The 26173-nt window shown below is 63.7% G+C and carries 28 protein-coding genes; 2 read left to right on the top strand and 26 right to left on the bottom strand.

Annotated elements, in window-relative coordinates; all coding sequences use genetic code 11:
* Positions 1 to 3: 3 nt before the first annotated feature.
* From GM676_RS10170 to GM676_RS10155, 4 genes are all read right to left on the bottom strand, one after another.
* Positions 4 to 1902 carry an MFS transporter gene (locus tag GM676_RS10170; protein WP_155463421.1) on the bottom strand — a complete coding sequence of 633 codons (1899 nt, stop codon included), beginning with the start codon at positions 1900 to 1902 and terminating at the stop codon, positions 4 to 6.
* Positions 1903 to 1973: 71 nt separating this feature from the next.
* A complete protein-coding gene (locus tag GM676_RS10165) occupies positions 1974 to 2333 on the bottom strand; it encodes a PIN domain-containing protein (RefSeq protein ID WP_155463420.1) in 360 nt (119 codons plus the stop codon).
* The gene (locus GM676_RS10160; RefSeq protein WP_155463419.1) at positions 2330 to 2530 is read right to left on the bottom strand and encodes a hypothetical protein; all 201 of its coding nucleotides are present in this window, start codon (positions 2528 to 2530) and stop codon (positions 2330 to 2332) included. Before GM676_RS10160 ends, GM676_RS10165 begins: the two co-directional genes overlap by 4 nt.
* 56 nt (positions 2531 to 2586) lie before the next feature.
* Entirely contained in the window at positions 2587 to 3108 is a 522-nt protein-coding gene (locus GM676_RS10155; protein WP_155463418.1) for a winged helix-turn-helix transcriptional regulator, read from the bottom strand.
* 2 nt (positions 3109 to 3110) lie between these two features.
* On the opposite strand from GM676_RS10155, the gene GM676_RS10150 reads away from it, so the two are divergent.
* The gene (locus tag GM676_RS10150; RefSeq protein WP_155463417.1) at positions 3111 to 3905 is read left to right on the top strand and encodes an NAD(P)H-binding protein; all 795 of its coding nucleotides are present in this window, start codon (positions 3111 to 3113) and stop codon (positions 3903 to 3905) included.
* Between the two features lie 125 nt (positions 3906 to 4030).
* Here GM676_RS10150 and GM676_RS10145 read toward each other — a convergent pair whose 3' ends face one another.
* Positions 4031 to 4654 carry a 4'-phosphopantetheinyl transferase family protein gene (locus GM676_RS10145; RefSeq protein ID WP_155463416.1) on the bottom strand — a complete coding sequence of 208 codons (624 nt, stop codon included), beginning with the start codon at positions 4652 to 4654 and terminating at the stop codon, positions 4031 to 4033.
* A 108-nt stretch (positions 4655 to 4762) separates the two neighbouring features.
* Between GM676_RS10145 and GM676_RS10140 the strand changes: the two genes are divergently transcribed.
* Entirely contained in the window at positions 4763 to 5608 is an 846-nt protein-coding gene (locus tag GM676_RS10140) for a polysaccharide deacetylase family protein (RefSeq protein ID WP_371866182.1), read from the top strand.
* Between the two features lie 19 nt (positions 5609 to 5627).
* On the opposite strand, the gene GM676_RS10135 is transcribed toward GM676_RS10140, so the two are convergent.
* The 21 genes from GM676_RS10135 to GM676_RS10035 all read right to left on the bottom strand — a co-directional run bounded on the left by GM676_RS10135 (position 5628) and on the right by GM676_RS10035 (position 26154).
* Positions 5628 to 6860, bottom strand: a complete 1233-nt coding sequence (locus GM676_RS10135) for a beta-ketoacyl-ACP synthase (protein ID WP_155463415.1) — start codon at positions 6858 to 6860, stop codon at positions 5628 to 5630.
* Positions 6857 to 7594 carry a 3-oxoacyl-ACP reductase FabG gene (gene fabG / locus GM676_RS10130; protein WP_155463414.1) on the bottom strand — a complete coding sequence of 246 codons (738 nt, stop codon included), beginning with the start codon at positions 7592 to 7594 and terminating at the stop codon, positions 6857 to 6859. The genes GM676_RS10135 and fabG overlap by 4 nt, the downstream gene beginning before the upstream one ends.
* Complete coding sequence (locus GM676_RS10125; RefSeq protein ID WP_371866181.1) at positions 7591 to 8049, bottom strand: hotdog family protein; 459 nt, start codon at positions 8047 to 8049, stop codon at positions 7591 to 7593. The genes fabG and GM676_RS10125 overlap by 4 nt, the downstream gene beginning before the upstream one ends.
* Positions 8049 to 9242 (bottom strand): beta-ketoacyl-ACP synthase, encoded by a 1194-nt coding sequence (locus GM676_RS10120; RefSeq protein WP_211923205.1) that lies wholly within the window; start codon positions 9240 to 9242, stop codon positions 8049 to 8051. The genes GM676_RS10125 and GM676_RS10120 overlap by 1 nt, the downstream gene beginning before the upstream one ends.
* Before the next feature lie 4 nt (positions 9243 to 9246).
* Positions 9247 to 9792, bottom strand: a complete 546-nt coding sequence (locus tag GM676_RS10115) for a DUF3261 domain-containing protein (protein WP_155463413.1) — start codon at positions 9790 to 9792, stop codon at positions 9247 to 9249.
* The gene (locus GM676_RS10110; protein ID WP_155463412.1) at positions 9777 to 11030 is read right to left on the bottom strand and encodes an NAD(P)/FAD-dependent oxidoreductase; all 1254 of its coding nucleotides are present in this window, start codon (positions 11028 to 11030) and stop codon (positions 9777 to 9779) included. Before GM676_RS10110 ends, GM676_RS10115 begins: the two co-directional genes overlap by 16 nt.
* Positions 11023 to 13374, bottom strand: coding sequence for an MMPL family transporter (locus GM676_RS10105; protein WP_155463411.1), 2352 nt, complete (start codon positions 13372 to 13374; stop codon positions 11023 to 11025). Before GM676_RS10105 ends, GM676_RS10110 begins: the two co-directional genes overlap by 8 nt.
* A complete protein-coding gene (locus GM676_RS10100) occupies positions 13371 to 13979 on the bottom strand; it encodes an outer membrane lipoprotein carrier protein LolA (protein ID WP_155463410.1) in 609 nt (202 codons plus the stop codon). Before GM676_RS10100 ends, GM676_RS10105 begins: the two co-directional genes overlap by 4 nt.
* Positions 13966 to 14406, bottom strand: coding sequence for an acyl-CoA thioesterase (locus tag GM676_RS10095; protein ID WP_155463409.1), 441 nt, complete (start codon positions 14404 to 14406; stop codon positions 13966 to 13968). Before GM676_RS10095 ends, GM676_RS10100 begins: the two co-directional genes overlap by 14 nt.
* Positions 14399 to 15958 carry an HAL/PAL/TAL family ammonia-lyase gene (locus GM676_RS10090; protein WP_155463408.1) on the bottom strand — a complete coding sequence of 520 codons (1560 nt, stop codon included), beginning with the start codon at positions 15956 to 15958 and terminating at the stop codon, positions 14399 to 14401. The genes GM676_RS10095 and GM676_RS10090 overlap by 8 nt, the downstream gene beginning before the upstream one ends.
* On the bottom strand, positions 15945 to 16886 hold the full coding sequence (locus GM676_RS10085) for a lysophospholipid acyltransferase family protein (protein ID WP_155463407.1): 942 nt from the start codon (positions 16884 to 16886) through the stop codon (positions 15945 to 15947). Before GM676_RS10085 ends, GM676_RS10090 begins: the two co-directional genes overlap by 14 nt.
* A complete protein-coding gene (locus tag GM676_RS10080; protein WP_211923204.1) occupies positions 16883 to 17626 on the bottom strand; it encodes a glycosyltransferase family 2 protein in 744 nt (247 codons plus the stop codon). Before GM676_RS10080 ends, GM676_RS10085 begins: the two co-directional genes overlap by 4 nt.
* On the bottom strand, positions 17619 to 19361 hold the full coding sequence (locus GM676_RS10075) for an ApeI family dehydratase (protein ID WP_155463405.1): 1743 nt from the start codon (positions 19359 to 19361) through the stop codon (positions 17619 to 17621). The genes GM676_RS10080 and GM676_RS10075 overlap by 8 nt, the downstream gene beginning before the upstream one ends.
* Complete coding sequence (locus GM676_RS10070) at positions 19354 to 19899, bottom strand: COG4648 family protein (RefSeq protein WP_155463404.1); 546 nt, start codon at positions 19897 to 19899, stop codon at positions 19354 to 19356. The genes GM676_RS10075 and GM676_RS10070 overlap by 8 nt, the downstream gene beginning before the upstream one ends.
* A 5-nt stretch (positions 19900 to 19904) precedes the next feature.
* Positions 19905 to 20174 (bottom strand): acyl carrier protein, encoded by a 270-nt coding sequence (locus GM676_RS10065; protein WP_229262616.1) that lies wholly within the window; start codon positions 20172 to 20174, stop codon positions 19905 to 19907.
* Positions 20175 to 20198: 24 nt separating this feature from the next.
* Positions 20199 to 20453 (bottom strand): phosphopantetheine-binding protein, encoded by a 255-nt coding sequence (locus GM676_RS10060; RefSeq protein WP_155463403.1) that lies wholly within the window; start codon positions 20451 to 20453, stop codon positions 20199 to 20201.
* Positions 20446 to 21258: a lysophospholipid acyltransferase family protein gene (locus GM676_RS10055; protein WP_155463402.1), complete on the bottom strand. Its 813-nt coding sequence runs from the start codon at positions 21256 to 21258 to the stop codon at positions 20446 to 20448. The genes GM676_RS10060 and GM676_RS10055 overlap by 8 nt, the downstream gene beginning before the upstream one ends.
* Positions 21221 to 21895: a beta-ketoacyl synthase chain length factor gene (locus GM676_RS10050; protein ID WP_371866180.1), complete on the bottom strand. Its 675-nt coding sequence runs from the start codon at positions 21893 to 21895 to the stop codon at positions 21221 to 21223. The genes GM676_RS10055 and GM676_RS10050 overlap by 38 nt, the downstream gene beginning before the upstream one ends.
* A 298-nt stretch (positions 21896 to 22193) precedes the next feature.
* Positions 22194 to 23261, bottom strand: coding sequence for an ABC transporter ATP-binding protein (locus tag GM676_RS10045; RefSeq protein WP_155463400.1), 1068 nt, complete (start codon positions 23259 to 23261; stop codon positions 22194 to 22196).
* A 25-nt stretch (positions 23262 to 23286) separates the two neighbouring features.
* Positions 23287 to 25056 carry an ABC transporter permease gene (locus tag GM676_RS10040; protein WP_155463399.1) on the bottom strand — a complete coding sequence of 590 codons (1770 nt, stop codon included), beginning with the start codon at positions 25054 to 25056 and terminating at the stop codon, positions 23287 to 23289.
* A gap of 12 nt (positions 25057 to 25068) precedes the next feature.
* The gene (locus GM676_RS10035) at positions 25069 to 26154 is read right to left on the bottom strand and encodes an ABC transporter substrate-binding protein (protein ID WP_155463398.1); all 1086 of its coding nucleotides are present in this window, start codon (positions 26152 to 26154) and stop codon (positions 25069 to 25071) included.
* Positions 26155 to 26173: the final 19 nt, after the last annotated feature.

The raw sequence follows: 26173 nt of genomic DNA, 5'->3' as shown, positions 1-26173 counted from the left end.
CGCTTACTTCCAGTCGCCGCGCAGCGCCGCCACGCGCTGCTTGAGGTCCTCCGGCGACACGTCCTGCGGCGCCACCGGCGCGCCGACCGCCAGTTCCAGGCGCGAACGCAGGCCCTTGCGGAACACGCGTTCGAACACATTGTCCTTGTTGCGGCTCAGCAGATGACCCCACAGGCCGCGCAGCGCCAACGGAATCACCGGCACCTTGGTGCGCTCGATGATCTTGGCGACGCCGCCCTTGAATTCATTGATATCGCCGGTGCGGGTCAGCTGGCCCTCGGGGAAGATGCACACCAGTTCCCCCTCGTGCAGCGCCTGCGCGATATCGACGTAAGCCTTCTCCATCAGCCACGGGTCTTCCTTGGCCGGCGCGATCGGAATCGCGCGCGCGGTGCGGAAGATCCAGCCCAGCAGCGGCAGTTTGAAGATGCGGTGATCCATCACGAAGCGGATCGGGCGCGGCGCCGCCGCCACGATGACGATGGCGTCGACATAGCTGACGTGATTACACACCAGCACCGCCGCGCCCTCGGCCGGAATGCGCTCGGCATCCACCACGTGCACGCGGTGGATGGTGTGGATCAGCAGCCAGGCCAGGAAGCGCATCAGGAATTCCGGCACCAGCGAGAAAATGTAGATCGCCACCACCGCGTTCAGCAGCGCGGTGACCAGGAACAGCTGCGGAATGGTCAGGCCCTGCCCCAGCAGCACGATCGCCAGGCCGGCCGCCGCCACCATGAACAGCGCGTTGAGGATATTCATGCCGGCGATGGTGCGCGAGATATGCGCCGGGTCGCAGCGCAGCTGGATCAGTGCGAACAGCGGCACGATGAAGAAGCCGCCGAACATGCCGATCATCAGCACGTCGAACAGGATGCGCCACATGCCGTGCTGCGCCAGCAGCGCAAACGCATCGAGATGCGCGCCCGCCACGGCGGAGCCGCTGAACGCCAGGCTGGCGAAATACAGGTCGATACCGAACACCGTCAGGCCGATGGAGCCGAACGGCACCAGGCCGATCTCCACCTTGCGGCCGGACAGGCGCTCGCACAGCAGCGAACCGCTGCCCACGCCCAGCGAGAAAATGGTCAGCAGCAGCACGAAGGCGCCGTGATCGCCGTGCAGATAATCCTTGGCATACACCGGGAACTGCGCCAGCACCAGCGCGCCATAGAACCAGAACCACGAGTTACCCAGCATGGACAGGAACACCGTGCGGTTCTTGCGCGAGAAGTTAATATTGCGGATCGATTCGGCGACGAAGTTCCAGCTGATCTTCAGGTCCGGCGCCGGCGCCGGCGACAACGGGATGCGGTAAGCGGCGGCCAGGCCCAGCGCGGCCACGCAGACGGTGGCGGCCGCTTCCAGCATCAGGCCATGCGGCTGCTGCACCACCAGAATCGCGCCCAGCACCTCGCCCATCAAAATGCCGACGAAAGTGCCCATCTCGGTCACACCGTTGCCGCCGATGAGCTCCTCGGGCTTGAGCTGCTGCGGCAGATAGGCGTATTTGACGGGGCCGAACAGCGTCGAATGCACGCCCATGCCGACCACGGCGGCAATCAGCAGCCACAGATGATGCGTCACCCAGCCGATGCCGGCCACGCACATGATGGCCACCTCCAGCCACTTGACGAAGCGCGTCAGGCCGGACTTCTCGAACTTGTCGGCCAACTGGCCGGCAGTGGCGGAGAACAGCACATAAGGCAGGATGAACAGGCCGGGAATCAGATTGGTCACCAGCGACGGCGACATGGTGGTCCAGCTGAGCGCATCGAAAGTGATGATCACCACCAGCGCGGTCTTGAACAGATTATCGTTAAACGCGCCGAGGAACTGGGTCCAGAAAAACGGCGCAAAGCGGCGTTGCTTCAACAGCGAGAACTGATTGGGCTGGCTCATGAGGACGTATCCGTTCAGGAAAGATTGAGCGGATTATAACCGCAGCCGAAAAGCCACAGGCCCGGGCGGAATCAACCGGTCCATGCTTTCAATTCGTCCGCCGCCCCGCCGCTGGCAAACGCACCGGTGGCACGCGCCGTCGGGCCGCGGACAGCGGTGGCACGGTCAAGAATCGCCTCCGCATCGGCGATCAGCTTTTGGGAAAACTCGGCGAATTCCTCGGTGGCGCCAATTTCCACCCGGCCGCGATTCGCCGCCAGCCAGGTCACCAGCGCTTGCGCGCCCGGCTTATCGGCATGCCGGGTGACTTCAAAATGCACCATGTCGGGAATGACGACCCGTGCGCCCAGCAGCGTCAGCGTATCGAGCGCATCCGCCACCGCCAGCGTGATCAGCGGTCCGGCATCGGTGACGATCAGGGTGATGCTCATCCGAACACCCGCTCAAACAAGCGCCGCTGAGCTTCATTGAAATGAACGCGCGTATCGACGCGAGGAAGCGGCAAATGACGAAATGCCATTTCTGACAGTATTTCCCCAAACCACAGCCCGGTGGCACGCTCCAGCTCGCGACGGCTGGTGTTCCCGGCGGAATATGCCGCCAACAGCGCATCTAGCTTGCTTTCCATGACAAACCCTCCGCTCACATCATGGATTGACTATACACCTGTTAAGCCCCGCCCTTTCAGGCTGACAGCGCGAGGGTTGATCGCAGTGCTGGCTGCACCACTGGCCGCGCCGGCGCCGCGCCTTGTTTTTGGTGGGCGGCTGAGAAGGCACGCGCAGCCTCAATAGCTGGACGATGCTCTTGTGCCCACAGCGATAGCGCTTCCAAGGGGCCGATCAATGAACCGCCCATTTCGGTAAGCTCATACTCGACTTTGGGTGGCACGGTTGGGTACACCGTCCGCTTAACGAGTCCGTCCTGTTCCAAGCCACGCAGTGTCAGCGTTAGCATTCGATGTGAGACTCCTCCGATCAGGCGAAGCAAGGAATTGAAACGGATTGGTCCTTTGGACAGGGCTCCAACCACTCCGATCGTCCATTTGTCACCGATACGATCAAGTACCTGACCTAAGGCCTTGCACCTTGCGTGATCGTCATCAGCGGTTTCGCATCCTATCGGATCTGCGATATGCGTTTTGGCCACTTCTTTCTCCCTCTCTTTACATGCACATTTTTGATCGTTAAGAACAGAAATGTGCATTCTTGTCAGCACGCAACACAAGCGATGTCATTATCGGCATCTCCCGAAGCCCCTCGAAGATCGCCGCGCCGGCCGAAGGCCGCGAAGGGGATTATGATCGCCCGGATTTGCTGGCGCAGGCTTACCAAGGGCTTGATCGCTTGCTCATCATTCCCAGTGCCGACCTGCGCCCCGGTGTGCGAGGCCGCCAGTTGAAGGCGGCCATTGACGCCGCGCGACAGGCCGGTGTGGCACATGTCGTGCTCGTCTCTGCGGCGGGAACCAAGGAGGCGGCGGAGCCTTCCATTGTTGCTCCATACTGGGATGGCGAGCAGCACCTCATTCGGACGGCACCGCGCTGGACCATTCTCCGGATGAACTACTACGCCGAGTCGATGGCCGACGAGATCAAGAACTCGCTCGGCGCCGGGGTGCTCGCGGGATTGGGTGCGGAGCGTGTGGCCTATGTGTCCCGGAACGACGTGGCTGCGGCAGCCGTGGGCATTCTGACCGGTGAAGGCCACGGCGGCGCCATTTACAACGCGACAGGCTCGACCGCCATCACCGGCGAAGAGCGGGCCGCGATCGTTTCGGAACTCACCGGCGCGCCTGTCGGCTTCGTCGCTCTTGCGCAAGAGCAACTCGCGGGCGGGCTTGCCCAGGCCGGCCTTCCGGAACTGGTCGTTAATGTTGTCTTGGACATCAAGCGCAAGTTCGTAGCCGGCGCCTTCGATATCGTGACCGGCGACGTGGAGCGTCTTGCTGGACATCCGCCAACGCCACTGCGCGACATTCTTGCCACGGCACTGAAAGCGTAGCAGCGTACCCTCACACAAACTACGCGCCTTCGAGCGCCATCGACGATGGTTCTCGCTCTGCTCCCCTTAGTTTAAGCTCCGCGTTAAGCGCCGCGCAATTTACACGCAAGGCTTGCCCAAGGCAATTACGCCTGGAGCGTCACCAGCTCGATGGCTGGCGGACGCTCCAGCGGTTTGTCGGTACACAGCACCACCGACAGTTCGGCATGCGGCAGCACCAGACAGTGGCCGCCGCCGGTGACACCCAGTTTGAAGCGCGCTTCTTTTTCGCTCCACAGGCGGTAGAAACCTTCCACCCGCTCGGCGTCAGGCAGTCCTTGCAGACGCTCCCATTGCGACATTTCGACGCTGTCGAAAGCCTGCGCGGCCAGCGCGCTGAGATCGCGCGCCCCGTCCTTCATTTCAATGTCGAGTCCCAGCGCGGTCTGCGCGCTGACCGCGCACGCCACCCAGCGCCCGCTGTGGGCGATGCTGAAACCGGGCTGCGCGCCCTTGAGCAGCGGCGCGGCCAGACGCGGCGCCTTGCCGACCTGCTCTTCCAGCCGGATCTCCTGCGGCGTCACGCCCAGCAGCCGGCCCAGCGCCATGCGCAACAGCACGCGGCCGGCCACGAACTGGCGCTGGCGATGGGCACGGACGAAGCGCTGGTGGCGCGCCATCTCGCCCGGCGACAGCCAGCCGCGCAAGCGTTGCAGCTCGGCGTCCGTCACCGCGTCCGCATCCACCATCCAGAAAAAAGCCTTCGTCATGTCTCGAATAATTGCCCTAAGTCAAAGGAGCATTATAAACGAGGCCGCGCGGCCTTCCCGGTCATCAAATTCACGTACAATGCCGGACTCTTTTTATCGAATGCACCTGTGATAGCACCTCGCCTACGTCCGCTGCTTGCCGCGCTAACGCTTGTACTATGCACCGGCGCCGGGGCGGCTCAGGCAGCCCCTGCGCCGCTGCGTTTCCTGCTGACCTTCGATGACGGCCCGGCGGCGGCTGTCAATGACAACCCCACCGTCCACATTCTCGAAGTACTGGCACAGCGCCACATCAAGGCGGTCTTCTTCACCCAAACCCGCGCCTGGAATGGCGGCGGCACCGACATGGGCCGCTGGCTGATACGGCGCGAGTACATTGAAGGCCATGTCATCGGCCTGCATTCAGCCACGCCGTTCCACTCCAACCACCGCTTCATGGACCGGGAACATCTCGACCAGACCATGCAGCTGGGCATTGACGATCTGCGCGCCGAAACCGGCGCCGCCCCCAAGCTGGTGCGCCCGCCATTCTGGGCCTACGACGCGGACACACTCGCCTCTTATCACGCACATGGCTTGCGGATGCTGCTCACCGATCTCAGCGCCAACGATGGCAAGATCTACGGGGTCAATTTCAGTTGGCACAAGCGCTCCAACATGCTCAACCATCTAACGGAAACGCGCCAGCGCTGGGCCGAGGGAAAAATGCCCGAGGTCGACGGCTTCACACCTGTCGTCGTCACTTTCCACGACGTGAATACCTACACCGCGCGCCACATCGAGGAATACCTGGACATCCTGCTGGACGTTGCCCGCGAGCTCAACGTGCCTCTGGCCGACAAGCCGTTCTACGACAACCACGATGAACTGGAGCGGGCGGCGCTGGCGGCCACCGTGAGCGGCGCCGACAGCAAGCCCAAGCTCCCCGGTCTGTGGAATTGGCTCTGGCGTTAATCAATCTTCACGAAACCGCCTATTTGACGTAACGTTTAAAGATCAGCGACGTGTTGAGGCCGCCAAAAGCAAAGTTATTCGACATGACGTAGTCACAATCCAGATGCCGCCCCTCGCCCACGATGTAGTCCAACGGGGCGCACGCCGGGTCAACCTGCTCCAGATTAATCGTCGGCGCAAACCAGCCCTCGCGCATCATTTCAATGCTGATCCAGGCCTCCAGCGCGCCACACGCGCCCAGGGTGTGGCCCATGTAGCTCTTCAAAGAACTGATGGGCGTCGCGCCACCGAACAATGCATGGGTCGCCTGCGATTCGGCGACGTCGCCTTGCGCCGTGCCGGTGCCGTGGGCATTGACGTAGCCGATGTCCGCGGCCTGCAAGCCGGCATCCTGCAAAGCCAGCTGCATCGCCTTGCGCATGGTGACCGCGCTCGGCTGCGTGACGTGGCTGCCGTCGCTGTTGGTGCCGAAGCCAACCAATTCCGCGTGAATGGCGGCGCCGCGCGCGACCGCATGCTCCAGGTCTTCCAGGATCAGGCAACCAGCGCCCTCGCCAATCACCAGGCCATCGCGTCCGCCGTCAAATGGACGCGGCGTGGTGTGGCCCGCGTCATTGCGGGTGCTGGTGGCAAACAAGGTATCGAACACCGCCGCCTCGGTCGGGCACAATTCCTCGGCGCCGCCCGCCACCATCGCGATCTGCTTGCCGCTCTTGATCGCCTCATACGCATAGCCTATGCCCTGGCTGCCCGAGGTGCAGGCACTGGAGGTGGTAATCACCCGGCCGGTAATGCCAAAGAATACGCCGATGTTCACCGGCGCCGTATGTGCCATCATTTTGATGTAGGTGGTGGCGTTAATGCCCCTGGTGGTGCGCTCCACTATCATGTGGCCGAAGTCGCCGATGGCGCTTGTCGTACCGACCGACGAGCCAAACGACACGCCCATATCGCCACTTTTCAGCAGTGGATGGTCGAGCAGGCCGGCATCCGCCAGTGCCAGCTCACTGGCACGCGTCGCCATCAGCGCCACGCGGCCCATGCTGCGGACCGCCTTGCGGTTGTAGCGTTCGCTCAGTTCAAACGGTGCGGCAGGAGCGCCCAGGCGCGTGTTGAGGCCTTCGTAGTCTTCCCAGTCCGCCATGCGCACCACCGCGTTGCGGTACTGGCCCAGACGTTCGCGGATGGCGGCCCAGTCGTTGCCGATCGGGCTGATGCCGGCCATGCCGGTGACAGCGACACGGCGGCTCATGCGAGTCCTCCGTTGACTGAAATGACCTGGCGCGTGATGTAGCCGGCGTCTTCGCCGATCAGGAAGCTGACGGCGGCCGCCACCTCCTCCGGCTTGCCCACGCGGCGCGCGGGAATCAGCTTCAGCGCTTCCTCCATCGGCACGTCCTCAATCATATCGGTTTCGATGAGGCCAGGCGCCACGCAATTGACGGTGATCGAACGCTTGGCCAGCTCCAGCGCCAGCGCCTTGGTGGCGCCGATGACGCCGGCCTTGGCCGCGCTGTAATTGACCTGGCCGCGATTGCCGATCAGACCCGAAACCGACGCCAGCGTCACGATGCGGCCCGGCTTACGGCGCTGCACCAGCGGCATCATCAAGGGATTCAGCACGTTATAGAAGCCATCCAGATTCGTTCGCAGCACGATGTCCCAGTCCTCGCCGGACATGGCCGGGAAGGCGTTATCGCGCGCGACGCCGGCATTGCACACCACGCCGTAATAGCAGCCATGTTCGGCGATGTCCGCCTCCAGCGCGGCGGCGGTGGCGGCGCGGTCGCCGATATCGAATTGCAGCACGCGGGCGGCGCGGCCCATGCCGGCGATCTCCTGCGCCACCGCATCGGCTTCCGCGCGCTGGCTGCGGCAATGCAGCACCACATCGTAGCCATCGCGAGCGAGGCGCAGCGCTATCGCCTTGCCGATGCCGCGCGACGATCCCGTCACCAGCACGCTCATGGATTTATTCTGACTCATCCTACGTTTCCATCTTTAAGAAATTGATTGACATTGTGAGGCTGGAACACCGTCACCGTGGCCGTCGCCGCATTGACCAGGCCATCGACGATATCGATGCCGCACTCGAATGCGCCCAAGCCGTTGTCGCCTTGCAGTACGCGGTGCACATGCACCCGCAAGACGCTGCCCAGCGCGAACGCCGGCACGCTGGCCTCATATTTGCGCGCGCCAAGCAGGAAACCCACCTTCACCTCTTCGCCCCGTTGCAGCGCAAGCCAGCCGGCGTGTGCCGCCACCGCCTGCGCCATGTATTCGATACCGACCCACGAACCGACGCCGGTTTCTCCAGCCAGCATGCTGCCCTCGTGAATCCGCACTTCGGCGCACAGATTGTCGGCGTCGGCGCTGACCGCGCGGTCCAGCAGCACCATCTGGCCGGAGTGCGGCACCAGCATGCGGATATCGGGCAGCATCAGGCGTCCCTCCCCAGCACCAGCGCGGCGTTGGAGCCGCCGAAGGCGAAAGAACTGCTCAGGATACGGCGCAGCGGACGGCCCAGCGCCGCACCGGCGGGCACCAGGTTCAACGCCGGCAACGCCGGGTCGATGGCGCCATCCCACAGATGCGGCGGCAGCTTGCCCAGCGGATTATCATCCTGCATGGCCAGCCAGCACAGCGCCGCCTCAATCGCCGCGGCTGCCCCCAACGTGTGCCCGGTGAACGGCTTGGTCGAACTGACCGGCACCTCCGCGCCAAACAGCCTCTCGGTCACCCTGGACTCCATCGCATCGTTCTGCGGCGTCGCCGTGCCATGCATATTGATGTAGTCGATCTGCGCGGCCGTGAGGCCGGCCCGCCGCAACGCCTGCGACATCGCCAACTCAGCGCCCGCGCCGGCCGGATCGGGCGCCGACATATGATGGCCATCCGAGGTTTCACCCCATCCCATCAGCCTGACCGGCGACGCGTCCCCGGCCTCCGCGCTCATCAGGAACAGCGCGGCGCCTTCGCCGATATTGATGCCCTTGCGGTTGACGCTCATCGGATTGCATTGCGCCGTGCTGACCGACTCCAGCGCCGCGAAACCGGCCACCGTGAACGCGCACAGCGAATCCACGCCGCCAGTCAGCACCGCGTCGCACAGGCCCATGCGGATCAGGCGTGCCGCGCTGGCCAGCGCTTTGGCGCTGGACGAACAGGCGCTGGAATGCACATAGGCCGGACCTTTCAGTCCCAGCTCCCGCGCCAGCATTTCCGCTGGCGAACCCATTTCCTGCACGCTGTAGTGGAAGTCCGGCGGCAGGCCGCCGTCGATGGCATGGCGCATCAGCGCCTGCTCCGTCTCGCCGATGCCGGAGGTGCTGGTGCCAATGACGACGCCGACCCGCTCCGCGCCATGGCGCGCGATCGCCGCCTCCACGGCGGGACGAATCTGCGCCAACGCCGCCAGCGCCAGCGCGTTATTGCGACTGCGCTGATGCGGCGGCAGATGCGCCACCGATGGCAGTTCGCCCGGCACTTCGCCCAGCGGCAGCTCGCGTCCCGCCGACCAACGCGTGCTTGACACCACGCCGGTCCGGCCTGCGTACAGGCGCGTCTTCACCTGCTCATGTCCATCGCCGAGCGCACAGGTGATACCGCAGGCGTTCAAGTAAAAATTCAGCATGCCCTCATTCCGTCGCCGCGAACTGTATCGTCAGCTTATAGTGATATCGCAAGTTATCCAAGACCACCGTGCCGCTCCAGCGCGGCTCACCGCTGTAGACTATGCGCATGACAGGTTCACCGGCCAACGTCAGCGTCCTTACCCTGCCCTGCTCCGCCACCTGCCACTCCGGCGGCAGCGCCGCCGCCACGGCGTCCGCTGGCCACAGCGTCAGCTGGATATCTTCCAGCACATCCTCCGCCCGCACCTGCGAAGGCAGCATCACATGGCGCCACGAAGTCAGCTCCTTGCCATCGTAATGCAAAGTCAGAACGCGCTGGCCAAATGCCAGGCCGACCACGTCGACGGCATCCGGCTCCACCTGCAAAGCCACGTCCAGGTCATCTGTGCGGCCGGCGCGCTCCACCTTCAGATGCTGCTGCACGCTGATGGAGCTACCCAGCGCCGCCGGCGCCAGCTTCAGGCCCAGGCGCGCCTCTGGCGTCTTCGGCGCGGAAGCGCAGCCGGCCAGCACCACGGCGGCAGCGGCGGCGATCAGGCGGGCGTGCATAAAGCCTCCAGCGCCGCCAGCCTGCGCGGTGTTTCCTTCACCAGCGGATTGGTCTGGTCCCACGCATAACCGGCCAGGATGGCGGAGATCATGCGGCGCACATCCGGCTGTTTATCCTGGTGGAAGATGATCTTCTGGAAGCCCCCCGCGTACCATGATTCGACAAAGGCGCGGAAAGTATCGACGCCACGGCGCAGCGGCACGCCGTAGTCGGCCTGCCAGTCCACCGTCTCGCCATTCAACTGGCGCTCCAGCGCGGCCACCGCCAGGCTGGCCGACTTGAAAGCGATGGTCACGCCGGACGAGAACACCGGGTCGAGGAATTCGCCCGCGTTGCCCAGCAACGCGTAACCCTCGCCCCACAGGCGCGCCACGTTGGCCGAATAGCCGACGATCTGGCGCGCGGGGGTATCCCACTGTGCGTTTGACAGCAGCTCACGCAGCGATGGCTCTTCGGCGATGATCGCTTGCAGGCGCTCGGTTGGCGTGCCCTGGTACTGGTCGAGGAAATCCGTCTCCGCCACCACGCCCTGCGAGCAGCGGCCGCCGGCAAATGGGATCGTCCAGAACCACACATTGCAATGCCGGGGATGCACGGTCACGCGGATCTTGTTGCGGTCAAAGCCCTTGTCGCGGATGCCGTCTTCGACGTGCGTGAAGATGGCGCCGCGCACCGGGAAGTTGGACGGGGTCTCCAGTTTCAGCAAACGAGGCAGGATGCGGCCAAAACCGCTGGCATCCAGGATGAAGCCCGCGTCAACCTGATACACCGCGCCATCCGGCGCCTTGACCGTCACGCGCGCGCCGCCCTCCGCGGCCGCGCCCAGCGCGATATCCAGCACTTCGTGGCGGTAGCGGATCTCGGCGCCAAAGCGCTCCGCCTCTTTGGCCAGCACATGATCGAAGTCGGCGCGCTGCACCTGATAGGTCGTGCCCCAGCCTGGCGTATGCTTGTCGCGGAAATCGAAATCCGTATAGCAGCCGTCGCGCATGAAAGCCGCGCCGTTCTTGAACTGGAAGCCCGCTTCCACCACCGCTTGCAGCATGCCCGCCTGTTCGAGATAGGCCATGCTTTGCGGCAGCAGGCTTTCACCGATGGAGAAGCGTGGGAACTGCTCACGCTCGATCACCAGCACCCGCCTGCCCTGCTGGCGCAGCAAGGCGGCGGCGACCGAGCCTGCCGGTCCGGCGCCCACGATCAGGATTTCCACGTTCTCACTCTTGATTGTCTCAGTCATGCGCACTTTCTTTGATAGAACCAAAACACGGAACAAACAGCCAGACCAGCGCGGTCCCCATCAGCATCGTCAGGCCGAACGCCCGCAATGCCGGTGTGGAGCTCAACCCCAGCAAGCCAAAGGACAAAATCGTATTCGCCGCCGACATGCCGACCGCCAGCCAGGGCGTATGATCACGGCGATCCGGATGTTCCTGCATGAAGATACCGTAATCGACGCCGACGCCGAGGAGCAGCATCAGCGCCAGCACATGGAACAGTTGCAGGTTCTGGCCGGCGTAGCCGAACAGCGCGAGCGTCACCACGCTCGCCAAAGCGGTCGGCGCCAGCACGCGCCAGGTACGGCCGCGATAGCGGTGGAACAACAGCGCGAACACCACCGCATAGGCCCCCAGCACCACCCAGCTCATATCCTGACGATAGCGACCCAGCACCGAAGAGATCTCAGCCACCTTATCCACCCATTGCACGCCTTCCAGCTTTTCCGCCGCCAGCGAAACTTCCGGCGCGGCGGCATTGCTCAGGCCACGCAGCGCCACAATGCTGGCGTACACGCCGTTGCTCCCTCCCAGCCACAAATGGCGCCACGGCTCGCTGGCCGGCGATTGCAGGAAGGCGTCCAGCGGCAGCGGCGCCGCCGCTGCCAGCAGGCCGGCACGGGTGGCCGCGATCCATGCGGCATCCTCGCCGATCTGGGCGGCGATGGCGTGCAGCGGTCCGCCATCCGCCAGCAACTTTTCTTCCACCAGCGCGCGGTGCGCAGCCTGTGTGCGCTCCGATGGCGCCCAGTTCGATATCGCCTGATAGCCGGTGATGCGCCTGGCCGTGACAAATTGATCCAGCCGCGCCTTCAGCAGTTCCTCGCGTTGCAGCACCTGTTCCGCCGACGCGCCGCGCACCAAAAAATACTGCACCGGCGTCGGCGCATCCAGCAGCTTGCTCAGTTTGAGCTGATCGTCGATCAGATGCCTGGGCGGATTTTGCAGCAGACGAATATCGTCATTGGCGCCAAGACGTGCGATGCCGTAGCCAGCCACCAACACAAACCCCGCGGCTACAACCAGTGTCACGCGGGTCAGCCGCGGCTGCGGCCAGCGCCGCAAGGCCGCGCCATAAATGCGTACCAGACCGCCGCTCTGCAGCGAGCGGCCGCCAATCAGCGCCGGGAACCAGCACACCACCGTTAGCCATGCGAACACCAGGCCCAATGCCGAGAACACCGCCATCTGGCGCAAGCCAGGGAACGGCGTCAGCGCAAGGCCCGTATAACCTATCACCGCGGCCAGCAACGTCAGCCCCAGGCCCGGCAACAGGCGCTTGAGCAATGCCGGCGAATCGAGCTGTTCGTCCGCCGCAAGGCGGTTGCACAGGAAGTAGATGCCGTAATCCTGAGCCACACCGATCAGGCTCGCGCCAAACACCAGCGTCATCAAATGAATGCGGCCAAACAGCAGCCAGCACACCGACAGCGCGCCCAGGCAGCCAATGCCGATCGACAGCAGGATCAGTGAAATCGGCTTAAACGAATGAAAGGCGAGCCACATCAACAGAATGATGCCCAGCAGCGAACCGATGCCGATGGTCGACACTTCGCCACTGGCCTGTGCGCTGGCATTGGCCGCATGCAGGATCACGCCAGCCTGTATCACTTCGGCTTGCGGCGCCGCCTTGCGTGCCGCATCCGCCGCCTGTTTCAACAAGGGTAGCACGGTCTCCTGCGCCGTCATCGACAGCGCGGGCACTTTCAGTGTCAGTGGCAACAGCACATACTGGCGCCGCGCGTCTGCGACAAACAAATGGCCATCGCGCGGACGCACAGGCGTCTCTCTTGCACGCTCCTGCACCCAGTCCGCGAACAGGCCAAACGGGTCCTCTTGCCACGAGCCGAGCTTAGGTCCGCCAAACGGCGCATACAGCCTGGCCAGCGCCGCCTCCAGCCAGAACTGCGATGGCTGCTCGCGCAGTTGCAGCTCCTGTTGCGCCGTCAGCAATGCAAGCCGGTGCCGCTGGAACAGCGACAGCCAGTCGCTCTGCGTCTGCTCGTTGACTGGCGTGACATCCAGCATATCCTTGCGCGCCGCCAGCGCGGCGCCATACGCGTCGGCGGCGCGTTTCGCATCCTCCCACTCCGCCGCGCCAATCAGCACCACTACCCGCTGCTGCGCCGCATCGACCATATGATTGAACGACGCTTGCAGCACCGGATCGCGCTCCTGCACCGGCAGCAGCGCCATGATGTCGGTATCGGGCACGATACGCTTGACGGCCCACAGCCAGGCGTTATGCCCCAGCAGCAGGCCGACCGCCAGCACCCACAACAGCGCGAGTTGTCGGGTACGGATCAAAACAGCGCCGCCTCTTCCTTGCTCATCGCCGCTTCACCGGTTTTGATTTCCGAGAAGACGATGGTGGTGCGGTCGCCACCGCCCTCGTTCATGACGATGGACTTCACATAGGCGCCGCCTTCCAGCTTGATGGTGCCGATGGCTTTTTCCAATGCCGCCTGACGCGGCTTCAACGCCACGTTCCAACTGGTGGCATCCACATTGCCATCGCCTTCAAACAGCGCATCCAGCTGGCCCAGATCACCGGACAGCAAGGAAAACAGCACATTGTTAATCATGCGAACGGTCGGTTCCGTCTTCGCATCCAGACGCATGGCAACGCGGTCCCCCTGATAGTTGACGATCTCGTCGCGCGTCAGGCGCAGCGTGCTGGGGAAAGGCTTGAGGGTGCGCCACAACACGCCCTTGCCGGCGATGACGCAGAAGCGGCCCTCCGAAGCGAGCGGCTTCTTCATGCCGACCAGTTGCTTGGTCTGGTCGAAGCGGCCGCACATGACGGCGGGCTTGGCCAGCATGGCCTGGATTTTAGCGGATGGAATGGCCGCCTGCACGCAGGCGGTACTGGCCAGCAGCGCGGCGGCGGCGATGGTTTTAAGCTTGTTCATCAGGCGTGATCCCCAGTTTTTCAAACAGCACCGGCGGCGAGACGTAGCACATCTCCCTGGTGGCGATATCGACAGCCACCATGGTGGTGGAGGCGCGGTTCAGGCGCTTGCCGGTGTCCGCATCGGTGATGAGGTAATCGATCTTCAAACGATTTTCCCACTCGACGATATCGGCGCGCAGCCGCAGTTTCTGGCCGAACGTGGCCGAGCCGACATAACGCAGCTGCATGTCGATCACCGGCCAGACATAGCCGGATTCCTTCATCTGCGGGTAGTTGTAGCCGATCTTGTCGAGCAACGCGCAGCGCACCACTTCCAGATACTTGACGTAGCGGCCGTGCCAGACGATCTCCATCGGGTCCAGGTCGAAGAACTGCACCTGCATCTCGACTTCCGCGAACCAGCGGCTTTCTTTCTTCTTACGCATACAGATCCCAGGCTTGCGCGCGGATACGCTCCAGCATCAGGCGCAGATCCGGCTCCAGGCGGCGGTCTTCTTCCACCGGCTTGATATCGGCCGCCAGCGCATCCTGCATTGCCGCCAACGCGGCGTGCGCTTGCAGTTCCGGGCTGACCTGCCGGCGCAGCCACACGCCCTGACGCACGGTGATCAGCAAGGCCGCCACCACTTGCTCGGTCAGATCCAGCACGCGCAGGCAGTCACGCGCGGCGATGGTGCCCATGCTGACCTTGTCCTGGTTGTGGCACTCGGTGGAGCGCGAGAACACGGAGGCCGGCATGGTGGCTTTCAACGCTTCCGCCGTCCATGCCGAGGCGCTGATCTGCAGGGCCTTGAGGCCGTGGTTGATCGGCGCGCGCTCGCCTTTGGCGCCGGACAGATTGGCGGGCAGGCCGTGGTTGTAGCGGCTGTCGACCAGCAGCGCCATCTGGCGGTCCAGCAGGTCGGCCAGATTGGCGACCGCGTTCTTCATGCCATCCATGGCGAAGGCGATGTGGCCGCCATAGAAGTGACCACCGTGCAGCACGCGCTCATTGTCCGCGTCGATCAAAGGATTATCGTTCGCACTATTCAGCTCATTCTCGATCATGGTGCGGAACATCGGCATGGCATCGGCCAGCACGCCGATGACGTGCGGTGCACAGCGAATCGAATAGCGGTCTTGCAGGCGCTTGCCGTTGCGCTCCCACTGGCTGGTCGGCAGATCGCCGCGCAGCCATGCCGCCACCTGCTGCATGCCGCCGTGCGGCTTGGCCGCGAACAGCACTTCGTCGAAGTGATGTGCATTGCCGTCCATCGCAAATGAAGCCATGGCGGTGATGCGGGTGCTCAGCTTCGTCAGATATTCGGCGCGGGCGTAGGCCAGGCAAGCCAGCGCCGTCATGACAGCGGTGCCGTTCATGATGGCCAGGCCTTCTTTCGGACGCAGGCGCAGCGGCGCGATTCCAGCTTCCCGCAAGGCTTGCGCCGCAGGCACCTGCGCGCCATCGCGCCACACTTCGCGCTCGCCGCACAGCACGGCCGCCAGATACGACAGCGGCGTCAGGTCGCCACTGGCGCCCACCGAACCTTCGGATGGAATCAGCGGCAGCAGGCCGGCGTCCAGCAGGCGCGTGATCTGCAACAGCAGCTCAACGCTGACCCCTGAGTAGCCCTTGCTCAGCGAAGCCAGGCGCGACGCCAGGATCGCGCGCGTTTGCGCCGGCGTGAAGTACTCGCCCAGGCCGACGCCGTGATAGGTGTACAGATGATGCGGCAGGTCCGGCACCAGATCCAGCGGCACGTTCACGGTGCAGGAATCGCCATAGCCGGTGGTCACGCCATAGATGGTGCCATCCTCGCGCAGCAGCCGGTCGAGGAAGTCGGCGCCGCGCTGGATGGCGGCCCGGAAAGCCGGATCGTCCGACAGCGCGGCGTTCGCACGGCCGTGTGCGATATCGACGATGTCTTCGATCGTCAAACGATTCTGGTCGAAGCGCACGGTGCGCGGCGTGAGTTGAGCGATGTCAGCGAGGTGCATCGGTTTTTTCCAGTTGAGGTAAATGCCAGAAATCGTAATAGTTGAACCACTGGAGCGGCGCGCGCAAGGTGTAATGTTGCAGGCGCTGCGCGTAATCCGCGGCCAGCGCGTTCAGCGCGGCATCGCGGCCCTGGCGTGGAATGCGGACTTCATCGCGGAAGCGCTCGAAGTACACCTCCGACTTGTCGCCACGGCGGATGGAGAACAGCAGGAATACCGGGCATTGCAGCACACTGGCCAGCACATACGGGCCGACCGGGAATGCCGCCGGCGCGCCGATGAAGTCCGCCATCGCCACACGCGGATTGTGCGAGACCGGAATGCGGTCGCCGGCGATGACGACAAACTCGCCGCGCGCCACGCGTTCGGACAGCAGCATCGCGGTGGCCGGCGACATGTCGGTCACTTGCATCAGATTCAGCTGGCTCGCCGGATTCAGCTTGCCCAGCATGTCGTTGAATGCCTGCGCGTGTTTGGTATGCACCAGCACCGTCAGCCTGATATCGCGGCGCTGGCGCGACAGCACACGGCACAGTTCCAGATTGCCGAGGTGGGCGCAGATCATCAGACCGCCCTTGCCTGCCGCTACCGCATCCGCGATCAAATCGCCGCCATGCAGCTCGACCTGGTCCAGCTTGAACAAACCGCCCCACAGCATCATCTTGTCCAGAATGCTCTCGCCGAACGCGGCGAAGTGGCGCATCACGCCCGGCAGGCGCATGCCCGTGTGCGCCGACACGCGACGCAGGTATTCACGCGACGCGCGGCGCGGCAATGGCTTGGTCAGCACATACCACGCCAGCACCGGATACAGCACCACGCGGAACGGCCAGCGGCCGAAAACGCGGTAGATGCGGAACAGCAGGCGCATGCCGGCCACGAAGCTGATTTCGTTGATGGAGGCCCAGTGCAGACCGCGTGCGCTCATTTGGCCTGCCATTTCCGCGCCAGCAGTTTGGGGATACGCGACAGCATGCCGAAAAACAGTACCGTGTGCATCCACGAGATCAGCACATTGTCGCGCCATACGCGGAAGTGGGACACGCCGTCGCTCGGGTAGGACACGCTGGTGCCAATGTTGATGACACGCAGGCCGTTCCAGAACAGGCGCACCACGATGTCGGTGTCGAAGTTCATGCGAACGCCGATGGCGTGGCGCGCCGCCAGCGTATTCACCGGCGCCACCGGATAAACGCGGAAGCCGCACATGGAATCGCGGATCTCCAGCGACAGCGTGTTAATCCACACCCAGATGTGCGTAGCGTAGCGGCCGTACAGGCGCGCTTTCGGCACCGACTCGTCATACACCGGATAGCCGCAAATGATGGCGGCGGGATTCGCTTCCGCCAATGCCAGGAACTTCGGCACATCGGCCGTCTCATGCTGGCCGTCGGCGTCGATTTGCAGCACATGGGTATAGCCGCGCACCGCGGCCTGACGGAAGCCCGCCAGCACGGCCGCGCCTTTGCCCTGATTATATGGAAGGCGCACCAGTTCCACCTCGGCCGGATGTGCGCGCGCCAAGGCATCCAGCACGGCTGCGCATGACACGGAGCTGCCATCGTCCACCAGCATGCACGGCACGCCATGGCGCAGCAGACCAGCCAGCACCGCGCCGATGGCGTGTTCGTGGTTGTAGACCGGGACCACGATGACAGGTTTAAACATCGCCCCCTCCGAACAGAATGCGGCCACTGGCATGCTGGCCCGCGCCGGACACATAGCGGAATTGCAGGTAGTCCTTGACCGGATCGTGCGTCAACTCCAGCCGCACCGGGGTCTCGGGCGCCACCACTTGCTGGAACTTCAGCTGCTGCATGCCTTTGAATATCGGCGGCAACTTGAAGTACCGGCGGCCGAAATGAATTGCCCAGTCGAGCTGCACCACGCCTGGCAGTATCGGCGCGACATCGAAATGACCATCGAAGTACAGCAGGTTCGCGGGTGCGGTCAGTTCCAGCACCACGCGCTGGTGGCCGCATTCCAGTTCGGTGATGCGCGGGAACAGCGGGCGCTCTTCTTCCAGCAATGCCAGCAAGGCGGCCATGGTGGTTTTGCCTTGCGCATTGACCGGCATCCGCTCCAGATAGCGCCAGCGGCGCGGCAATGCGACGGCGTCCACCACCGCCGCCAGCACCGCGCGCAGGCGCTTGTTCAGCGCGTTCTTGCCTTCGCTGTCCAGCAACGCACGGCCTGCCGCGGTGGGAACGACAAACGCGGCAAGGCGCTGGCGTTCGCCCGCCTCCGGCTCGCACGGCAGCACGCGCGCTTCGGCCGCCAGGCCGGATGCGGTCAACGCCGCCTCCATGGCGCTCAGCGAGATGCGTTTCTCTTCAATTTTAACGATGCGGTCGCGGCGGCCGAGCAGCAGGAAGCGCCGCGCGCCCTCGTGCTCAACGCGCTCCGCGCGGTCGGCCAGCGCCAGCCAGCCGTCATCCGCCAGATGCGGCGATCGCACTTCCAACGCGCCATCCTCCTCATCGAGACGCCAGTCGACGGTGGGGAACGGCGTCCATGCGTTATCCTCAAGCGACGCGCGCTGGCGCCAGGCGACGCCACCGGTCTCCGAACTGCCATACACCTCCACCGGCACACTGCCCAGCAACGCGCCCGCCGTCAACGCCGCATCCGGCGCCAGCGGGCCGCCGGAAGAGAACACCGCGCGCAGCATGGCGGCGGCGCCGCGCCAGTCCAGATGCTCCGGCAGACGCTTCAAATGCGCCGGGCTGGCCACCAGCACGCAAGGCGCGGCGGCCAGCGCCTGCGCCAGTTCCTCGGGATAGCTCACGCTCAGGGCGTGCATCGCCCGTCTCGTCGCCAACGGCCACAGAACCTTGAACAGCAAACCGTAAATGTGCTGATGCGACACCGTCGCCCACACCGCCGCAGCGGGTGCGCGCTCGCCAAACAGCAGTTCCAGCGTTTCCACCTCGTTGGCCAGTTGCGACAGTTTCTTGGGAATCGCCTGCGCCGCGCCGGTGCTACCGGAGGTGAACACCACCAGCGCCGGCATGTCGCCATGCAGATCCGTGGCGAGGCCCGCGCTCAATGACACCGGCAACGCGGCCAGCGGCCGCATCGGCGACATCGCGGCCGGAAACTCGCCGAGGAAGCCATCCACCGATGCCCTCAGGGATTCGCAGGTCGCGGGCAACGCATCGGCGCTCAGCCAGACCGTCTTGCCCGCATGCCAAGCGCCCAGCAACGCCGCGCTGAACTCAATGCTGTCATCCATGTACAGCGCGAAGTTGCGGCCGGCCTGCGCGATCAGCAGGCCATGCCATGCATGCAAGCGCGCCAGGAATGCGGAATTGCTGATACGCTCCGCTCCGCGCCAGCCGACGATACCGTCAGCCGGACGCGCCACCAGCGCCGAATATAAATGTTCGATACGGTCAGACATGATGCAGCCGCTTGAACCGCAGACGCACCAGGTACTCCGCACCAAACAAGATACCCATCAGGGCATACGACACCACCCCGGTGTACAGCGACCATACGGCCTCCGACGCCCACAGCGCGGTGCCAAAGGCGGTCGCGCCATTCAGCACGAAAAAAACGCACCACACCTGCGTCACCTTGCGCATATAGGCTTGCGCCACCGGCGGAAAATCCTGCCCGCTCAGACGCGCCATGCGTTCGACTGCGGACACCGGCGTCGTCAGGCTGTAGCCGAAACCGGCCAGCAAAGCCATATTCACCAGCACCGGATACAGTTTCAATGGCAGCAGCAGATTGCTCCAGATGGCGCAGCCGACCAACACCAGCGCGCCGGCCACAGACCAGCGCGCGACGCCGCTCAGCTTCAGCGCCGGCAAGCGCGTGGCCGCCGCCAGCAGCAGCAAACCGGCCAGCCAGCGCGGCTCCACCTGTCCGTGACCGAACCAGATCGCCAATGGATACAGCAGCGTCACCAGCACCGTTAAAACTGTCATCGGCATCGCGCTTAAGCCGCCTGCTCCGTCATGCCGGCCAGCGCATCGACGACGTCGCCGATAGTGCGGATGCTCTTGAACACTTCCGGCGCCAGGCGCTTGCCGGTCATCTGTTTCAGTTTCACCGCCAGGTCGACCGCGTCGATACTGTCGATATCCAGATCCGCGTACAGATTGGAGTCGGCGCGCAGTTCGGACTTGTCGAGTTCGAACATCTCCGCCAGCAGATCAACCAACCAGTTTTGCAGCTGGTCTCTGCTCATTTCATTCAAATCGATCATTTCTAGCTATCCCTTCTTTTTTATTTACTTCTTTCTGTGACTTTCAATCATGGCCGTCAGCGCCTGCACCGAGGCGAAATGACGGCGCGTATCTTCCGAGTCCGCCGACAGGGAGATACCGTACCGCTTTTGCAGGGCCACACCCAGTTCCAGCGCATCGATCGAATCCAGGCCGAGACCTTCGACGAACAGCGGCTCTGCGCTATCGATATCCTCCGGCGTGATATCTTCCAGTTGCAGAACATCGATAATCAGTTGTTTCACTTCCAGTTCAAGCATGGCTTTGGCACTTCACGGTAAAATAATTTTGTAAAAACTCAGTCAGCCGGCGCGCCGCCATCACTTCGCTGACGCCATTGTCAGTGAAGCTTGCAACCGCCAGGTCATCCTGCACGTCTATCTGTATCAGCACGCGCCGAGGCGGCACACGCCACCACTTCCCTCCCTTGCCCAGCGTCGCCGGCTCACAGCGGATCAGCACCGGCGTCATATCGCGCGCGCCGCGCACCGCAATATTGGCGGCGCCGCGCTTCATGCTGATGACGCCGTTGCCCGGCGTGCGCGTCCCTTCCGGGAACACGATCAGGTTATTGCCCCGTTCAAGAGAAGCGATGCAGTCGTCCACCAGGCCCGCCCCGCTGTCATTGCTGATGTAGCCGGCGGCTCGCACCGGCCCGCGCGTGAACGGGTTGTTCCACAGCGCGCTTTTAACAATGCAGTCGGCATTCTTGACAAACGCCATCAGGAACACCGTATCGATCAGCGTCGGATGATTGGCCAGTATCAGCAGGCCACCTCGTTCCAGCTTCCCCAGGCCGCGCACCTCATAACGCAGCACCCCCAGCACGCGCATCAGGTCCACATAAGCGCGGAAAGCATGGCGTATCACCGCACGCGCCGCCGTCACGCGCAGCGCCGGCGTCCAGATGAGAACATTCAGCAGCGGGAACACCAGCACGCGCAGCAGCAGGCCGCCGATGCCGAACACCGCGAAACTCAGGCCGGTGGCGAGTACCCGCCAATAAAGCGACAGACGCGCGATCACGTCAGCCCTCCCGCCGCCAGCGCCAGCGCAGGCGGCCATCGCAGCGCTCCATGGCGCGCGCCTCGCCCAGCTGGAAAGCCGCCACCCGCAGGCCGCCCGACATGCCGGCGGACGGTGCTTCATCGCTGGCGGTCCAATCCAGCGACACCACATCGCCTTCGGCGGCGGTCATCAACCATGCCCACGCGTACGGCTGTTCTTCGCAGTCCCGGAAGGGCGCGAACAATTCCGGCAGCGGACAATCGCAGGCCACCAGCAGCACCGCCGGCGCGCCATCGGCCAGCAGTCCGCATGCCTCAATCACCGCGTGCTCGATAGAGGCCGCCCCCGCCGCCAGCGCGATGTGATTCGCGCGGTCGCCGCGCGCAATGGTGAACAAGCCGGGTATCGCGTTGTGCACCGCCATGCCGAATGCGGTCGGCGACAGCGCTTCGCCACGCGCCAGATCGGCCAGCAATTCCACCGCGCGCGCCACGTCGCCATGGCGCGAACAGAACACGGTGGGAATATCGCCACGGCCATCCAGACATTCATACGCCACCTCCAGCGCCATCTTGCCGAGGAAGCCGGCACGACGGCGCAGCATGGCCGGCATGGCCTTTACCCCCGGCTCCTCGCCTGCGGCGATGCCGTGCGGCGCCTGCGCCCAAGCGGCCCATGCTTCGGGAGTGCTCAACCCAGGCGCCCAGTGGGCGTGCCTGGCAATAGAGAAACGAACGCCTTGAGTGCGCATGTGTTAATAATTTATCCAGAAAAGCGCCGGCCGGCGTGCTGTGCAAATTATAGACTAGCAGTCAAGGGCTGGGATTGGAAAAATAGATACAAAGCAACTATTTTATACATATAGATTCAGAATCGTGAGGAATTCCGCGGGAATTCTCTCCGAAAATCACAATTCTTGGCAGATTTCGATAAAAAAAACGGCCCCGCACGATTGCGGAGCCGTTTGTCTCAAGGGCGAAGGAGGATGGGAGTCAAAACACCCAGAGCTTGTCTGACGGCAGTTGCAGCCAGTAGCGGCCGGAATCCAGGCGATATTTGGAATAGGCGCGCAGGCTGATCTCGCCGTTGGCGCTCTTGAACAGGCACTCGAAGCGGTCGCCCAGGTACATGCAGGTCAGCAGCGGCAGCTCGATGGCGTTGTCCACCTGCGTGGCGCTGACCTTGACTTCCTCGACGCGGATCAGGGCCGCCTCGCCGCCGCCGTTGCCGCGCGCGGTCGCTTGCAGACGCGTGCCATTGACTTCCAGCTGCACCTGCTTGCCGTCGCGCTGGACCACGCGCGCCGGCAGGCGGTTGTTACTGCCCATGAATTCGGCCGTGAACAAGGTATCCGGCGTTTCGTACATGCTTTGCGGCGTGCCTTGCTGCTCGATCTTGCCGTTATTGAGCAGCAGGATGCGGTCCGAAATCGCCATCGCCTCGGCCTGGTCGTGCGTGACCATCAACGCGGAAAGGCCCATGCGCACAATCAGCTCGCGCAGGAAGGCGCGCGCCTCCTCGCGCAGCTTGGCGTCGAGGTTGGACAGCGGCTCGTCCAGCAAAATCACCGGCGGGTTGTAGACCAGCGCGCGCGCGATCGCCACACGCTGCTGCTGGCCGCCGGACAGCTGGTGCGGGAAGCGTTCCGCCAGATGGCCCAGGCCCAGGTTCTTCAGCACGTCGCTGACCTTGTCCTTGATGTCGGCCGCGCCCAGCTTGCGCAGCTTGAGGCCATAGGCGACGTTGTCGAACACCGTCTTGTGCGGCCACAGGGCGTAGGACTGGAACACCAGCCCGAGGTTGCGCTGCTCGGCCGGCATCTCGAAGCCTTTCGCGCCGTCGAACACATTGCGCTCACCGATGGCGATGGTGCCGGCTTTCGGGCTTTCCAGCCCGGCCACGGCGCGCAGCAGCGTGGTCTTGCCGCTGCCCGAAGGGCCCAGCAGCGCCACCACTTCGCCCTTTTGCAGGTGCATGGACACGCCCTTGAGAATCGGGTTGGCGCTGGCGCCGCTGCCGTAGTCCAGATGCAGCTCGTTGACAGTCAGTTCGTTGGTCATGATGTCTCGTTTCATAATATGTACCTCAGTTATGCAGCTTGACGCCGAAGCGCAGTGCCACGCCCAGGCCCACGGCCACCAGCGAAATGTTGATGAACGAAAGCGCCGCCACCAGATCGGTGGAGCCGGTCGCCCACAGCGACACCAGCAGCGCGCCGATCACCTCCGTGCCCGGCGAAAGCAGATACACGCCGGTCGAATATTCACGTTCAAAGATCAGGAACACCATCAGCCACGCGCCCAGCAGGCCATATTTGATGAGTGGCACCGTGACATCGCGCGTCACCTTGCCGCGGGTGGCGCCAACCGCGCGCGCCGCCTCTTCCAGCTCCGGCCCCACTTGCAGCAGCGCGGTCGAAATCAGGCGCATGCCGTAGGCCAGCCACACCACCGAATACGCCAGCCACAGGGCGAAGATGGTGGAACGCAGGGAACGCAGCATCGGGATCGCATGCTCGCTCAGCCAGATCGCCACGCCGTTGTCCATGCCTTTCAGGGCGCCATCCAGCCAGCTTGGCACGAACAGGAACACCCACAGGAAGGACAGGCCGGCCAGCAGGCCAGGCACGGCGCGCGGCACCAGCACACTGTAGTCGAGGAAGCGGGTGATCATGTCCGGCTTGCGGTGCATGGCCAGCGCGATGGCGCAGTAGCAGATCACCGCGCAGGCGCCGCCGATCACGCCGATCAGCACCGTGTTGAAGATGCCGCGCACCAGCGCCGGTTGTTCGATGATTTCGCGGAAGTGCTGCAAGGTCAGCACGTCGGCCAGCTTCACGCCCTCGCCCCAGTACTGCACGAAGGAGCGCAGCACAATGCCCGACATCGGCATGATGATGGTGAACATCAGCCAGCCGAAGATCAGCGCGAACGCCAACCACTTCCAGCGGCCCAGCGGCATGGCCTTGGTGCGCGCGCCCTTGCCCTTGATCGAGACGAATTTGTTGGACGACTTGAGCAGCCAGCGCTGCACCATCACCAGCGGCATGGTCACCATCACCAGGCAGACCGCAACGGCGGCCATCAGGTGATACGACGGCGTGCCCAGCTTGTTGGTCAGCTTGTACAGATAGGTGGCCAGCACCATGTGGCCTTCCGGATCGCCCAGCACCAGCACCAGGCCGAAGACTTCAAAACCGAGGAAGAACACCAGCACGCCGGCATAGGCCAGCGCCGGGGTAATCATCGGCAGCGAGACGTTGAACATCACTTGCAGCGGCGAGGCGCCGGTGACGCGCGCCGCCTCTTCCACGTCCGAGCCGAGGCTCTTCAGGGCCGAGGAAGCGTACAGGTAGACGTGCGGCACGTGCGTCAGGCCGGCGATCACCACGATGCTGGTGAAGGAGTAGATATTCCACGGGATGAAGCCAAGCAGATCCTTGGCCCACAGCGAGTAGAAGCCCACCGGCCCCATGGCCACCACGTAGCCGAAGCCCATCACCATCGGCGACACGAAGATCGGCACCAGCAGGCAAGGCGCGATGAAGCCCTTGCCCGGCAGGTCGGTGCGTATCATCAGGAAGGCCAGCATGCCGCCCAGCGGCACCGCGATCAGCGCCAGCCCGGAGGCCAGCCAGAACGCGTTCTTGAACGCCACCGCGAAATCGGGATCTTCAAAGATGAAGCGGTAGGCGTCCAGGCCCAGCTCCTTGGCCGGCATGAAGAACGGCGCGTTCAAAAAGCTTTGATAAAAAATCAGGATCAGCGGCAGGAAGATAACGCCGGCGGCCAGCGTTACCACCACGCCGCGCGGCCAGTTCAGGCTTGGCCGGCTGGAGTGAGCGAGTGTTTGCATGATGCGTACCTCTTACTTTTTACCTGCGGTTTCTTTCCACTGCTTGAGGAAGGCCATGCGCTTGGCCGGTCCGAGGAATTGCAGCAGGATAGGATGGACTGGCACCGGCTTGATCTTGTCGTTGCCGATTTGCTTGATCAGCTCCGCCGAGGTGGTTTCGCCGGTGACGTCGGCGCGGATGGCGAACAGCTTGGAGTCGTTGGCGATGATGGTCTGGCCGCGGTGCGACAGCATGTAGTCGAGCCACAGCTTGGCGGCGTTGACGTTCTTGGCGCCCTTGTTGATGAAGAACACGCGCGACATCACCAGGGTGTAATCCTTCGGCAGCACCACGCCGATCGACGGATCGGTCTTGGCGCGCACCAGCGCGTAGGAGCCCAGCACGTTGTAGCCGATCAGGTTTTCGCCCGAGGAGATACGCTCCATCATGGTGCCGGTCGACGATTGCACGCGCACCTTGGACACGCCGAAGGCGTTTTCCAGCTCCAGGAACTTCGAATACTCGCGTGCATCCTGCGTCATGAACATGAAGCCGACGCCGGATTTTTCGATATCGTAGGTGGTGACCTTGTCCTTGAACTTGGGTTGCTGGATCAGCGTCACGAAGTCGGCGTGGGTCTGCGGCACTTCCTTGGCATCGACCAGGCGCTTGTTGTAGACGATGGCGGCCGGCTCGAAGGTGGTGCCGTAAGCCTTGTCGTCCCACACCGCCCAGCCAGGGATCTTCGACGCTTCCACCGACTTGTATTGCAGCGCGTAGCCATCCGAGGCCAGACGCATTTGCAGGTCCATGGCCGAGGACCACATGGCGTCGGCGGTGTTGCCGCCGGCCGCCACTTCGGAGATGAAGCGGTTATACACCTCGGTCGAATTCATGTCGTTGTACTCGACCGTGATGCCCGGGTACATGGCGCTGAAATCCTTGATCAGCGGCTGCGTGGCCTTGCTGTCGGTGGCGCCGTAGATCACCAGTTTGCCCTCTTTCTTCGCGGCGTCGATGATCTTCTGGTAGTCGGCTGGATAGCCGGCCGGCACCTGCGCCAGCACGGAACCGGCAAAAAACGCGCATGCGGCGGCCACAGTGGTCTTCACAATCATCATAATCTCCAAAAGTTTT

This window comes from Duganella radicis (genome assembly GCF_009720825.1).
GTDB classification, from domain to species: domain Bacteria; phylum Pseudomonadota; class Gammaproteobacteria; order Burkholderiales; family Burkholderiaceae_D; genus Rugamonas; species Rugamonas radicis.
This window is presented reverse-complemented; position numbering and strand designations above follow the sequence as displayed.

Bases quoted from the DNA above. Each gene is read 5' to 3' on its own strand.
- GM676_RS10170 (WP_155463421.1), bottom strand. From the start codon at position 1,902: ATGAGCCAGCCCAATCAGTTCTCGCTGTTGAAGCAACGCCGCTTTGCG.
- GM676_RS10165 (WP_155463420.1), bottom strand. From the start codon at position 2,333: ATGAGCATCACCCTGATCGTCACCGATGCCGGACCGCTGATCACGCTG.
- GM676_RS10160 (WP_155463419.1), bottom strand. From the start codon at position 2,530: ATGGAAAGCAAGCTAGATGCGCTGTTGGCGGCATATTCCGCCGGGAAC.
- GM676_RS10155 (WP_155463418.1), bottom strand. From the start codon at position 3,108: ATGCACATTTCTGTTCTTAACGATCAAAAATGTGCATGTAAAGAGAGG.
- GM676_RS10145 (WP_155463416.1), bottom strand. From the start codon at position 4,654: ATGACGAAGGCTTTTTTCTGGATGGTGGATGCGGACGCGGTGACGGAC.
- GM676_RS10135 (WP_155463415.1), bottom strand. From the start codon at position 6,860: ATGAGCCGCCGTGTCGCTGTCACCGGCATGGCCGGCATCAGCCCGATC.
- fabG (WP_155463414.1), bottom strand. From the start codon at position 7,594: ATGAGTCAGAATAAATCCATGAGCGTGCTGGTGACGGGATCGTCGCGC.
- GM676_RS10125 (WP_371866181.1), bottom strand. From the start codon at position 8,049: ATGCTGCCCGATATCCGCATGCTGGTGCCGCACTCCGGCCAGATGGTG.
- GM676_RS10120 (WP_211923205.1), bottom strand. From the start codon at position 9,242: ATGCTGAATTTTTACTTGAACGCCTGCGGTATCACCTGTGCGCTCGGC.
- GM676_RS10115 (WP_155463413.1), bottom strand. From the start codon at position 9,792: ATGCACGCCCGCCTGATCGCCGCCGCTGCCGCCGTGGTGCTGGCCGGC.
- GM676_RS10110 (WP_155463412.1), bottom strand. From the start codon at position 11,030: ATGACTGAGACAATCAAGAGTGAGAACGTGGAAATCCTGATCGTGGGC.
- GM676_RS10100 (WP_155463410.1), bottom strand. From the start codon at position 13,979: ATGAACAAGCTTAAAACCATCGCCGCCGCCGCGCTGCTGGCCAGTACC.
- GM676_RS10095 (WP_155463409.1), bottom strand. From the start codon at position 14,406: ATGCGTAAGAAGAAAGAAAGCCGCTGGTTCGCGGAAGTCGAGATGCAG.
- GM676_RS10090 (WP_155463408.1), bottom strand. From the start codon at position 15,958: ATGCACCTCGCTGACATCGCTCAACTCACGCCGCGCACCGTGCGCTTC.
- GM676_RS10085 (WP_155463407.1), bottom strand. From the start codon at position 16,886: ATGAGCGCACGCGGTCTGCACTGGGCCTCCATCAACGAAATCAGCTTC.
- GM676_RS10080 (WP_211923204.1), bottom strand. From the start codon at position 17,626: ATGTTTAAACCTGTCATCGTGGTCCCGGTCTACAACCACGAACACGCC.
- GM676_RS10075 (WP_155463405.1), bottom strand. From the start codon at position 19,361: ATGTCTGACCGTATCGAACATTTATATTCGGCGCTGGTGGCGCGTCCG.
- GM676_RS10070 (WP_155463404.1), bottom strand. From the start codon at position 19,899: ATGCCGATGACAGTTTTAACGGTGCTGGTGACGCTGCTGTATCCATTG.
- GM676_RS10065 (WP_229262616.1), bottom strand. From the start codon at position 20,174: ATGATCGATTTGAATGAAATGAGCAGAGACCAGCTGCAAAACTGGTTG.
- GM676_RS10060 (WP_155463403.1), bottom strand. From the start codon at position 20,453: ATGCTTGAACTGGAAGTGAAACAACTGATTATCGATGTTCTGCAACTG.
- GM676_RS10055 (WP_155463402.1), bottom strand. From the start codon at position 21,258: ATGGCCGCCTGCGCTGGCGCTGGCGGCGGGAGGGCTGACGTGATCGCG.
- GM676_RS10045 (WP_155463400.1), bottom strand. From the start codon at position 23,261: ATGACCAACGAACTGACTGTCAACGAGCTGCATCTGGACTACGGCAGC.
- GM676_RS10040 (WP_155463399.1), bottom strand. From the start codon at position 25,056: ATGCAAACACTCGCTCACTCCAGCCGGCCAAGCCTGAACTGGCCGCGC.
- GM676_RS10035 (WP_155463398.1), bottom strand. From the start codon at position 26,154: ATGATTGTGAAGACCACTGTGGCCGCCGCATGCGCGTTTTTTGCCGGT.